Source organism: Pseudomonas sp. B414 (genome assembly GCF_055408445.1).
This window is the reverse complement of sequence record NZ_JBUZTQ010000009.1, coordinates 163,951-175,826: the sequence shown is the minus strand read 5'-3', so window position 1 is coordinate 175,826 and position 11,876 is coordinate 163,951. Positions and strand designations below refer to the sequence as shown.

10 protein-coding genes and 1 pseudogene are annotated in these 11,876 nt (G+C 50.5%); 7 read left to right on the top strand and 4 right to left on the bottom strand.

The genetic code is table 11. The features are described 5' to 3' along the window. Together ACZRMH_RS10840 and ACZRMH_RS10835 are read right to left on the bottom strand one after the other, a co-directional pair. Nucleotides 1-458, bottom strand: a 458-nt coding sequence (locus ACZRMH_RS10840; RefSeq protein WP_464013426.1) for a CHASE3 domain-containing protein, incomplete at its 3' end; no start/stop codon positions are given. Next, nucleotides 455-1,129, bottom strand: coding sequence for a heavy metal response regulator transcription factor (locus ACZRMH_RS10835; RefSeq protein WP_003444058.1), 675 nt, complete (start codon nt 1,127-1,129; stop codon nt 455-457). The genes ACZRMH_RS10835 and ACZRMH_RS10840, both read right to left, overlap by 4 nt. A gap of 547 nt (nt 1,130-1,676) precedes the next feature. On the opposite strand from ACZRMH_RS10835, the gene ACZRMH_RS10830 reads away from it, so the two are divergent. From ACZRMH_RS10830 to ACZRMH_RS10810, 5 genes are all read left to right on the top strand, one after another. Beyond that, a complete protein-coding gene (locus tag ACZRMH_RS10830) occupies nt 1,677-2,900 on the top strand; it encodes a TolC family protein (protein ID WP_228795938.1) in 1,224 nt (407 codons plus the stop codon). An 87-nt stretch (nt 2,901-2,987) separates the two neighbouring features. After that, nucleotides 2,988-4,214 carry an efflux RND transporter periplasmic adaptor subunit gene (locus ACZRMH_RS10825; protein WP_003444054.1) on the top strand — a complete coding sequence of 409 codons (1,227 nt, stop codon included), beginning with the start codon at nt 2,988-2,990 and terminating at the stop codon, nt 4,212-4,214. 26 nt (nt 4,215-4,240) lie between these two features. Further along, entirely contained in the window at nt 4,241-7,405 is a 3,165-nt protein-coding gene (locus ACZRMH_RS10820; protein ID WP_016779310.1) for a CusA/CzcA family heavy metal efflux RND transporter, read from the top strand. Nucleotides 7,406-7,545: 140 nt separating this feature from the next. Continuing rightward, nucleotides 7,546-7,743: a co-regulatory protein PtrA N-terminal domain-containing protein gene (locus ACZRMH_RS10815; protein WP_016779311.1), complete on the top strand. Its 198-nt coding sequence runs from the start codon at nt 7,546-7,548 to the stop codon at nt 7,741-7,743. A 74-nt stretch (nt 7,744-7,817) separates the two neighbouring features. Next, complete coding sequence (locus tag ACZRMH_RS10810; protein ID WP_081481051.1) at nt 7,818-8,144, top strand: DUF2790 domain-containing protein; 327 nt, start codon at nt 7,818-7,820, stop codon at nt 8,142-8,144. A 363-nt stretch (nt 8,145-8,507) separates the two neighbouring features. On the opposite strand, the gene ACZRMH_RS10805 is transcribed toward ACZRMH_RS10810, so the two are convergent. After that, entirely contained in the window at nt 8,508-9,833 is a 1,326-nt protein-coding gene (locus tag ACZRMH_RS10805; protein ID WP_016779312.1) for an OprD family porin, read from the bottom strand. 390 nt (nt 9,834-10,223) lie between these two features. Between ACZRMH_RS10805 and ACZRMH_RS10800 the strand changes: the two genes are divergently transcribed. Then, a complete protein-coding gene (locus ACZRMH_RS10800) occupies nt 10,224-10,577 on the top strand; it encodes a hypothetical protein (RefSeq protein ID WP_016779313.1) in 354 nt (117 codons plus the stop codon). 480 nt (nt 10,578-11,057) lie between these two features. Here ACZRMH_RS10800 and ACZRMH_RS10795 read toward each other — a convergent pair whose 3' ends face one another. After that, nucleotides 11,058-11,465 carry a MerR family transcriptional regulator gene (locus ACZRMH_RS10795; RefSeq protein ID WP_029611214.1) on the bottom strand — a complete coding sequence of 136 codons (408 nt, stop codon included), beginning with the start codon at nt 11,463-11,465 and terminating at the stop codon, nt 11,058-11,060. Between the two features lie 94 nt (nt 11,466-11,559). Between ACZRMH_RS10795 and ACZRMH_RS10790 the strand changes: the two are divergent. Then, a pseudogene (locus ACZRMH_RS10790) lies at nt 11,560-11,874 on the top strand (disulfide bond formation protein B); the annotation flags it as partial. Between the last annotated feature and the right edge of the window lie 2 nt (nt 11,875-11,876).

Sequence of the window (11,876 nt, the reverse complement as noted above, 5' to 3'; positions counted from 1 at the left end):
AATGATCGCGCGCTCTTCAACGCTGAGTTCGGAATAGGACATAGGGGCAGCACCGTACCGGAAAGGTCAGGTGTTGCACTCAGTTTTCGCGGCCGCCAAACCTTGTCAACGGCAGCAGTCGCAGCTTTCAACTCAGTCCGCGGATCCGACAATCCAGGCCCAAATTTCAGTAAGGGCGTCCTGAGGTTTTTCAGATCATAGATGGTCAGATTCAGATTGTCATGTCCCATGACTTGATCCAGTAACGAATGCGGTTTTGAATTTACGTCGGCCGTGTCATCGTATAGCGAGAGGCTATGTTCAACCTGCTCCATCTTATTGATCAGGCTGTTTTTTGCCAACTTATCCAGCTCATGCGTCAGCGCAAAAAAGGCCAAGACAGCCAAAAAAACTACCAACAACGCCCCCAAGATACTTACTGTCAAACCTAGTCGCATTGACAGGCTGACCGGCTTCATACTCGCGCCTCTAATACGTAACCAACACCGCGAAGGGTGTGGATCAACTTGTTATCGAAGGGGTCATCTATTTTGGCCCTCAGCCTACGGATTGAAACCTCGACAACGTTAGTGTCGCAATCAAAATTCATATCCCAGACCAGTGAAATGATTTGGGTGCGAGAAAGCACTTCTCCAGTCTGGCGCATCAGCAAGTGCAACAGCGCAAACTCCTTGGTTGTTAGATCTATGCGCTGCTCACCGCGAAAAGCACGATGACGTCCTTGGTCTAGTTCCAGGTCGGCTACTTTTAGTACCTGCGGGACAGGTATGTGCTCACTGCGTCGCATCAGGGTTCGTACCCGTGCAAGTAACTCAGGAAACTCAAACGGTTTAACCAGATAATCATCGGCACCCAAATCTAGTCCGCGTATCTTGTCCGCTAGGCGCCCTCGGGCCGTCAACATCATGACCCGGGCATTACTGCTTTGTCGTAGACGTTCAAGAACACCCCAGCCATCAAGTTCGGGAAGATTAACGTCAAGTATCACCAAATCATAAACATGTTGGCGCGCCAGATGTAGTCCATCCGCGCCATTTATCGCACGATCAACAATGTAGCCACTTTCAGTCAGTCCCTGATGTAAGTATTCGGCAGTTTTGAGCTCGTCCTCAACTACAAGGATTCGCATAACATTTCACCTTCTTAATGACTAGAGTTAAAGGGGTTCAGAAAAGTAATAAACGTATACTGTGGTTTTCTGATTGGTATTGTCTTTTTATAAGATTCTCAATCTTCATATGGTTTGAATAACTTACGAGATGACAGCCTTCACTCTAAAGCCTGTAGCTGCTTTAGGGTCAAGCCAAAGCTGCGGTTTTGAGGCGCCAAAGCTAGGGTTGCGACAATCTGTCGCGGGAAATAATCCATAGGCTATATATCCATAGAGAGCTCATATGAATACCCCAATTCGACAAGTGCGCTTCGGCAGATAATTGCTGAATTTTTGTTTCATCATATTTCCGCCTTAAGTTTTTCTTTTTTAACACCTCCTATATTAGAGCAAAACCTACAGCAGTAGAGCTGGATAACATATTTGTAATTCTTCAGTCACCTTGTTGATAGATGAAGAACTCTACAGTTATCACGTTGAGAAAATTCGCTTTAAAGGAAGTATAAAATTGCGTTGGCTTAGAAAGTTAGTTACCCCCTTGCGTACCATAAAATCCTTGTTGGTAATAGGCCTAAGTTGCACGTTTGCACTATCAGGCACGGCTTTTTCCGCTGGTTCGGTTTCACAGGCGCTGACAATGGATCAAGTGCTTCAAATGGCGTTTGCCAACAACCCTGACCTAGCGGCAGCACAGTGGGAAATTGGTATCACTCAGGGAGATCGGCAGCAGGCGAGCTTGATTCCCAATCCTGAGTTGTCTTGGGAGGCTGAGGATACCCGGCGTAATTCGCGCACTACGACGGTGATGATCAATCAGCCGATCGAGCTTGGTGGTAAGCGAGGCGCTAGGATCGAAGTGGCAAGTCGAGCGCAAGATGCAGCCGAGATTGAATTGGAGCGCAAGCGTAATGTTCTACGTGCCGATGTCATTCAGGCGTTTTACAACACATCTACGGCTCAGCAAAGGTTGCTGTTATCACGTCAATCACTTGAGCTCGCACAGCGTGGCTTGAATGTAGCTCAAGGTCGCATCAGTAGTGGCAAGTCATCGCCTGTTGAAGGTACGCGAGCAGAAGTCCAGTTGTCGGAGGTACGCCTAGAGCTGAAACGGGCAGAGCGAGAGGAGGCAAATGCCTATCAACAACTCGCTCGAGTCATTGGTGTGCCTTTGCCGGCGTTTGCGTCTGTAAGTGATTCAAGTCAGCCAATGCCAACTGTACCGGAACCTTCGCTGCTCCTTAATCGCATCGGTCAGACTGCGGAGTTACGGTTGGCAAAGCTGCAAATTGACCAGCGTGAAGCCTCACTTGGCTTGGAGAAAGCCCAGCGCATTCCTGACCTAACCGTAAGTTTAGGTAGCCAATACGATGAACGGGAGCGTGAGCGCGTGAATGTCGTAGGGCTGTCGATGCCCATCCCATTATTCAATCGTAATCAGGGCAATGTGTTGGCAGCCGCCCGCCGAACTGATCAGGCCCGCGACCTTCGCAATGCCAGCGAGTTACGCCTGCGCACAGAAATTCAGACCACTCTAGCTCAGTGGAAGACAGCGAACACTGAAATCACGTCGTTCAATCAAACCATCCTGCCTGCCGCGCAAAGTGCTGTAGATACCGCTACCCGTGGTTTCGAAATGGGGAAATTCAACTTCCTAGATGTGCTAGATGCCCAGCGCACCTTAATCAGCGCGCGCGGCCAGTACATCCAGGCCATTGCCGAGGCGACAGACGCCTGGGTGCGTATCGAGCGAATTTTCGGTGATGTCGACAAGCTCACTCATACCCCTTGAATTTCATATAACACTTTTTTAACCGCTACTCAGCATCGCAGTGCCACGGTAATCCGTGACTGCCCACTGAGCTGCGTAGGGAGTCCCATGGATAAAAAACAAATCCTTGTCACCGCACTGACCCTCACGGTGGGCATATGTGTTGGTTCGCTCTGGATGGGTAGCACGTCAACAGCGTCCACCGGCGTACAGACGCAAGAAGAGCAGGGCCACGATGCTGATCACAGCAACGAGGGTGCGGCCAAGGAGTCAGTTGATGGCGGGCATGAAGAAGGGGAAGCAGAAGAAGGTCACCTGACTCTGAGCGACGATCAGATCAGATCTGCCGGCATTCAGTTAATCGAAGCTAAGGAACAGAGCATCAGCCTCTCATTGCCGTTTCCTGGAGAAGTCCGTTTCGATGAAGACCGTACTGCGCATGTGGTACCCCGGGTTCCTGGTGTCGTCGAGTCGGTACATGTCAATCTTGGCCAAACAGTGAAAAAAGGTCAGCTACTAGCCGTGATTGCCAGTCAACAAATTTCTGATCAGCGCAGTGAGCAAGCCGCAGCGCAACGTCGTCTAGAGTTGGCGCGCACTACCTACGAGCGTGAACGCCAGTTATGGCAGGACAAAATCTCTGCCGAACAGGATTTCCTTCAAGCCCGTCAGGCTCTGCAAGAGGCCGAAATCGCTGTCAGTAATGCCCGACAAAAAATCAGCGTACTTAGTGGCAGCTCGGTGATCAGTGGTGGCAACCGGTATGAGCTGCGTGCACCGTTCGATGGCGTTGTGGTCGAAAAGCACTTGGGCCTTGGTGAGGTTGTCAGTGAAACCAGCAATGCTTTTACGCTCTCGGACTTGTCGCATGTTTGGGTGACTTTTGGCGTTTCCCCTAAGGATTTGAGCAAAGTCCTGGTGGGCAAGTCTGTCACGGTTAGTGCCGCTGAGTTGAATGCGGAAGTTACGGGTGCCGTGGCCTACGTTGGGAGTTTACTGGGTGAGCAGACTCGTACCGCCACTGTCCGTGTGTCCATAGCGAATCCGCAAGGGGCTTGGCGTCCCGGGCTGTTCGTAACCGTACTGGTTGATACCGATACCCGGCTGGCGAAAGTCGCAGTACCAGAAGCAGCAATCCAGACGGTCGAGGATAGGCCAACAGTTTTCGTTCGAACTGATGACGGGTTTAAGGCGCAAGCAGTAGTAATAGGTAGTCGTGCAGCAGGTCTGGCTGAGATCACAGAGGGCCTGGAGCCCGGAGCTCAAGTCGCTGCTGCCGGCAGCTTCATTCTGAAATCAGAACTGGGTAAAGCCTCGGCTGAACACGCCCACTGATCCGCCACTTCCACGAGAAGGTTCTCATGTTCGAACGCCTAATCCAATTTGCCATCGAGCAACGCATAATCGTCCTGCTCGCGGTTCTCCTCATGGCCGGACTCGGCATTGCTAGCTACCAGAAGCTGCCGATCGACGCCGTGCCCGACATCACCAACGTCCAGGTGCAAATCAATACTGGTGCCGCAGGTTTCTCGCCACTGGAGACTGAGCAGCGCATCACTTTCCCTATTGAAACCGCCATGGCAGGTCTGCCGGCACTTGAGCAGACGCGTTCACTCTCACGCTCGGGGCTTTCACAAGTTACGGTGATTTTCAAGGAAGGCACCGACCTATTCTTCGCCCGGCAATTGGTCAATGAACGATTGCAGATGGCAAAGGAACAATTGCCCGAAGGCGTGGAAGCTGTCATGGGGCCGATTTCTACCGGTTTGGGTGAGATTTTTCTGTGGACTGTCGAGGCCCAAGAAGACGCCGTAAAAGAGGATGGTAGTCCCTATACGCCGACCGACCTGAGGGTAATCCAAGATTGGATTATTAAACCTCAGCTGCGCAACGTTCCTGGGGTCGCCGAAATTAACACCATTGGCGGATTCGCCAAGGAATACCAGATTGCTCCGGATCCAAAACGCTTGGCCGCTTACAAGCTGACCCTGACAGACATTGTGACCGCGCTGGAAAGCAACAATGCTAACGTAGGAGCCGGCTACATTGAGCGCAGTGGCGAACAACTACTGATTCGTGCCCCTGGCCAAGTGGCGACCACCGACGACATCGCCAATATCGTGATCGCCAACGTCGATGGCACCCCTATACGTATTAAAAATGTGGCGACCGTGGATATTGGGCGTGAAATGCGTACCGGTGCGGCGACCGAAAACGGTCGTGAAGTGGTACTCGGCACGGTGTTCATGCTGATAGGCGAGAACAGCCGTACCGTCTCTCAGGCCGTTGCAGTCAAGCTAGAGCAAATCAACCGTTCACTGCCTAAAGGGGTGGTTGCGATCACTGTTTACGACCGTACTAACTTGGTAGACAAGGCTATTGCCACGGTCAAGAAGAATCTGATTGAAGGTGCAATCCTAGTAATCGCGATTTTGTTCCTATTCCTAGGCAATATTCGCGCAGCACTGATCACTGCCATGGTCATTCCTCTAGCCATGCTCTTTACCTTCACAGGTATGTTCACCAACAAAGTCAGCGCCAACCTGATGAGCCTGGGGGCTCTGGACTTCGGTATTATCGTCGACGGTGCAGTGGTTATTGTCGAAAATGCTATACGGCGCCTCGCCAATGCGCAGCACCATCACGGGCGCCTCCTCACTCGCTCCGAGCGCTTTCACGAAGTGTTTGCAGCAGCCAAAGAAGCCCGTCGACCACTGATTTTCGGGCAGTTGATCATCATGGTCGTTTATCTACCTATTTTTGCCCTGACCGGTGTCGAAGGGAAAATGTTCCACCCCATGGCGTTCACCGTCGTGATCGCCTTGCTAGGCGCTATGCTGCTGTCCGTAACCTTTGTTCCTGCGGCAATTGCCATGTTCGTGACGGGCAAAGTCAAGGAAGAAGAGAACGTGATAATGCGAGGAGCGCGACGGGCTTATGCCCCCGCGCTGGATTGGGTCATGAGTCATCGATCGCTGGCATTTGCCATGGCATTAGGTGTCATCGCTGCGAGTGGCGTGGTCGCCAGTCGAATGGGCAGTGAGTTTGTACCTAGTCTCAGCGAAGGCGATTTTGCACTGCAAGCATTACGAGTACCCGGTACAAGTCTGACGCAATCGGTGGAAATGCAGCAGCGCCTGGAAAAGCTTGTGCTGGAAAAAGTGCCTGAAGTCGAACGGATGTTTGCTCGAACCGGTACTGCAGAGATTGCTTCCGATCCAATGCCGCCGAACATCTCTGATAGTTATGTGATGCTCAAGCCGAAGGATCAATGGCCTGATCCAAGCAAGTCCCGGGAGACGTTGACAGAAGAGATCCAGAAAGCAGCGGCTGCTATGCCCGGTAGCAACTATGAGCTTTCCCAGCCTATCCAACTACGTTTCAACGAGTTGATTTCAGGCGTGCGAAGTGATGTGGCGGTCAAGGTCTTCGGTGATGACATGGCAGTGCTTAACAGTACCGCTGCGAAAATTGCCGCGTCAATGCAGGGGGTCGATGGCGCCTCCGAGGTTAAAGTCGAACAGACAACGGGGCTACCTGTACTGACCATAAACATAGACCGCGACAAAGCCGCACGTTACGGTCTGAACGTTGGAGACGTTCAAGACACCATTGCGGTGGCTGTCGGTGGCCGCCAGGCCGGGACGATGTATGAGGGAGATCGCCGCTTCGACATAGTGGTGCGTTTATCCGACGCCATGCGTAAGGACGTTGAGGGGTTGTCCACACTGCTGATTCCAGTCCCGGCGCTGCTCAATGGCAATGCCGATCAGATCGGTTTTATTGCCCTTTCAGAAGTGGCGACCCTCGATCTTGTACTTGGCCCGAATCAGATCAGTCGTGAGAACGGTAAGCGTCTGGTCATTGTCAGCGCGAATGTACGTGGACGGGATATCGGATCATTCGTTAAGGAGGCTAGCATCGCCATTGATCAACAGGTAGAGATTCCGGCCGGTTATTGGGCTACCTGGGGTGGGCAGTTTGAACAACTTCAATCAGCTGCCAAACGCTTGCAGATAGTTGTCCCTGTGGCTCTGCTCTTGGTATTCACCCTGCTGTTCATGATGTTTAACAATCTCAAAGACGGCATGCTGGTATTCACCGGGATTCCATTCGCATTGACGGGTGGTGTTATGGCTTTGTGGCTACGTGATATCCCGCTGTCGATCTCGGCGGGTGTTGGTTTCATTGCATTGTCGGGTGTGGCAGTGCTGAACGGTCTGGTGATGATTGCTTTTATCCGCAACCTTCGAGAAGAGGGACATTCGTTGAGTTCTGCGATCAATGAAGGAGCGCTGACGCGGTTGCGCCCAGTATTAATGACAGCTTTGGTGGCATCCCTTGGCTTTATCCCCATGGCTCTAGCTACTGGAACAGGCGCGGAAGTCCAGCGGCCCCTAGCTACCGTTGTGATCGGCGGAATACTGTCCTCAACTGTGTTGACCCTACTGATACTTCCTGCGTTATATCACTGGGCACACCGTAAAGATGAAGAGGCAGACAGCGAAAAACAAGAAATAGTATAGCAGTTTGTTTTTAAAGCCCGCTGCTGATCCTCATTAGCGGGCTATTTATATCAATGATGACGGATATGTAATCTTAGTGCCACCGTATTGATAGCTTCGTATTGATACTCTAATACCAGTATTTAATATGAGGTGTCGAAATGAAAATCGCACAAATTTACGCTCTTGTAGGAGCATTGATTCTTTCTTCCACTGCATTGGCTGAGGGTGGTGGAGACCGGACTATTGCTAGAGCTACTCAAGCTACCGAGCAGGCTATGGAGAAGTTTTTAGCCAAAGAGCTGAAAAAAACTCCTCCGAAAATGTCAGGCGGTGATAAGGGCCCGATTAGTAAGTAAATGTAGTGGTGCTACACATAAGCCCCGCCCCGATTCCGGTTGCGGGGTTTTTATTGACATGTGAGGTGCAAAAAGTGAAGACTATTAATTATGTTATTTTTATTGTGGTCGCTGCGATCTCTTCAAACGTATTTGCTAAAGATAGTGACAAGGTTTTTGAAAAAAGAATGAGTGCCAACTCCGTAGCTATGGAGCAGTATGCGATTAGGCATGGAAAAAAAATTCCCGTAGCTAAGCAATATAAATACGGAATGAAATTAGATGTTGTGAATGTAGTTAGCATGGTGCGACCAGCGGAAGGGTGCGGGGTGATGCCCGCAGCTATGACATACGAAGACTCTGAAGGAGTACTGAATACAGTCAGATACACAGTGGCAGGAAAATGCCGTAAAGGTGGTTAGCCTCTACGCTCTTGGCATAGGGGGTCATATTTTTGAAGTGCGTCATAAGACATAAAATGTGGGGGGTGTTTACTGCAGGCATAAAAAAGACGCCCCGAAGGGCGTCTTAAAATACATCGTATTTAGATGAGTAATCTAAAAGTGGATGCGGAGCTTCAACTTGACAGCAGTGAGTTCCAGGTTTTTGCAAGGGTGTTAATTACCTGTAGCAGTCTAGCCAGATGCGCTAGCAGATTGCTATCTATGAACTCCAGTTTACTATAGGTGACTTAAGCTAACAGGAAGATGATTGAAAAATTACATTTTTGAAATTTTCCAGCTAAAACGGAATGTTCGTCTAGGACGATTCATCCTGCGCAGATCTTAAAGAATAGCTAATGGATACTCAATAATCACACGAACCTCATCCAGATCCGACTCAAATGTGGTTGCGCGAGTATTAGCTTGCCGTAGGCGGAAAGACATATCTTTCAAGGTACCTGTCTGAACGACATATTTTACTTCGATGTCACGCTCCCAACGTTTCTGGTCAGTAAGTGGGTTTCCATCCGCATCGCGTCTCATGTACGTCGTATTGGCGTTAGAGTAATCAGCATCAGTGCCACGACCGTAACGCGTCATAAACGACAAGCCAGGCACACCATACGATGTCATGTCGAGGTCGTAGCGAACCATCCAAGAGCGTTCTTTAGGTGAGTTAAAATCACTGTACTGAATTGAGTTATCAAGAAAGATTGAGTCCGACTGACGCAGGTAATCGAAGTCGTTATTTCCATTATTTCGCTGATGGGATAGTGCAAGTGTGTGCGCACCATACTTCACGCCTACTTTACCGCTCCATATGTTATTGTCGAAATCGCCAAGTAATTTTTTTCCTTCATCGACAGCCTTATAATAGTTAAGGCCTCCGAATACGGAAAGCTCATTTGATAATGAGTAGTTTACTCCGGTGCCAGCATAGTATTGATTCCATACGTCCTTGAGGCGACTGGAGTAAAGACTAAGGGTGACGTTTTTGTTTAAGTTATAATCACCACCAAAGTAGCCTGCCCAAGGCGAGTTAACAGGCCCGGCATAGAAGGTCGCAAAGTTGTCGCGCATGTTGCTCGAAACTGGCTGGCTCATGGCATGTAGGCGACCGCCCTGAACGGTCAAGCCTTCAATGCTAGTATTGGTTGCTGTGACGCCAGTGAAACTTTCCGGTAGTAGTCTTGAGTCGCCAGCAGCCACAACTGGGGTGGATGGGAATACGTCACCGACTTTTACTACGGTGTCAAAGGCGCGAATTTTTGCCGCACCTCCCACTTTTGTGTATTCGTCCCTTGCCTCTCCGTTGCTATTGACTGGAAGGACATCAAATGAACTACGGCCGCCATTACGGCCGCCACCCGTGTCGAGTTTTATTCCAATCATAGCAAACGCATCCACTCCGACACCGATTGTGCCCTGGGTAAATCCAGACTCGAATTTAGTAATAATCGCGTTTGCCCATGCTTCTGAATATCCATTGCCTGTAGGGCTTGACTCTCCGTTACGATGTTCGCGATTGAAGTAGTAGTTGCGGTTAAGGACGGTAAGGCTACTATCCTCTATAAAACCGCCATTTTTTTCTTCCGCAATCACCATTGACGGCACAGAGCTGACAACCATTGCCATAGCGGCTATCGAAAACTTTGTATTGTTAATCATTAATCACTCCTTCGGTTCGGCAGAACTAGAAAGCACTTCGGCTGGAATTGTTGTTTGAAGGAAGCTGGTCGCGCTTCCTATGTCATCGCCGAGTTGTATCGTTGCAATCTGTAGATAACAGGGGCATGATTGAGAAATTACAATTTTGTAATATTCGGCGGCTTTCTTGGAGTGTTGACGCGCGTGCCGTGCGATCAGCCGTTTGCGGCTCTGAGTTTTTACAATGCTAGTTGCTACACCGTGCTCACTTAGCGACCAGAAATCTTTAATTCGCACGTGAGAGGTGCGGATGCGCGGTGCTCGACCAGCTATAAGAGCATGGATAAAATTAGTTTAGACTCCCAGCCTTGGAGTCAGCACTAATTAAGGAATCAAGGAAGTGTCGGATGAATGATTTACCTGAAACTTATCGTAGTTTTTCCTTACGGCTGGCCCAGCTGTAAGCCGCGTCAAGTGAAGATCCAAAAAAAATCCGAACACATACGAAGTCGTCGAAACCAAAATCGGCAACCACTAGATGCCATGAATTTTAAGTCGGATGATTGGGCTTTTGCGCAGGAAGCGCTTGTCAGTCCGCTCTTCCTCCGCGACCATGAGCGCGGAGAGCTTGTCCTATCCTCGGTTTTGATTCAGTTGTTCAGTGACATTGTTTATGCGGAACATGGTGGACGGATACATCATCGCTCCGGGATTGTCGGTCAGGACATGCGCCCCTGCCCACGCAGCCATCTCGCCGTCGCCTGAATCATCAATGAGCAGCTTACCTCACACAGCACGACGATCAGATTTGGTCTCAAGAACGAGGGGGGCGGCCTGACCCTTGTAGGACAGCGTTACTGCGTCAGCCAGGGCATGGAAGGAAACTTCACACCATTGGTGAGAAGGAGTACATCGGCTGCAATTTTGTAAGCGACAGTATCGAACTGCTACGCCCAAACTTTCCCGAAAATAAGGTGGGGTTCTATAAGCCATCGAATCTCATCGATGCGATCCAGCGGCGTGAGGTAATGCTATGGGTAACCCGCTTCAGCTCTCCAAGTTGGTTGGCATACAAGCCTCAGAAGTTGCTGACGCCGGCAGCGGTGCCCATTGTTTTATCCGGGGGCACGTTGCAGCTCTGCAAGCACTGCGGTTGGTGATTTAAACCTGCCCTAGTAAGTCTAAGGAAATTACGCGCATCTTGCAGGCATAGCGAGAGAGCTTCAAGCCGCACGCCTAGCACGCCTAACGACGATTGGACATTGACTCGATAATGCGGCATTGCTCGATCACGCCACCCTCGCAACAAGCTATCAAGCGCTCCAATTCCGACTCCAAACCTTGCAGGTCTCGGATGCGCACTCGAACCTGCTCTAACTGCCCTTCGACTTTTGCGTCCACCCCAGCGCAGGAAGCGTCGCGTGTATCAGCAAAGCCTAGTAACTCTCGAACATCGTCAAGACTGAAGCCCAGTGCGCGGCTACGGAGTATAAACAGTAGACGGTCGCGCTCCTCGTCGGTGTAGAAGCGATAGCCCGATGCTGAACGACCTGCGGAGGGCAGGAGGACGACCTGCTCGTAATGGCGGATGGCTATCGCTTTGGTATCGGTCGCCTTCGCCAAGGCTCCGACTGTATATGTGGTCGGACTCATTTCGCTTGACCTTATAGTTGCTAGAACCTTCATTCTACGCGCCTTAGGTGATAAGCAAATCTGCGCGCGCTCAAAAGAAAGCGGACTGAATCCTATGGAAGCACCGTTAAAACAGCATCAATCCGGAGCTTGGGCACTACTGCTCTGTGCTTGGTTGCTCGCTCTGGTATCAACAATCGCCGTGCTATTCGTTGGTGAAGTCATGGGGCAACTGCCCTGTGTGCTCTGTTGGTTTCAACGAGCCTTCATGTTTCCACTCGTCCTTGTATTGGGCGTCGCCTGCTTTTTATCGGACGCCGGTGTTTGGCGCTATGCACTGCCATTAGCAGTTGTGGGCTGGCTCATCGCTCTCTATCACAACCTGCTTTATTTCGGACTGATCCCTGAAAGCATCAAACCTTGCGGGGCTGC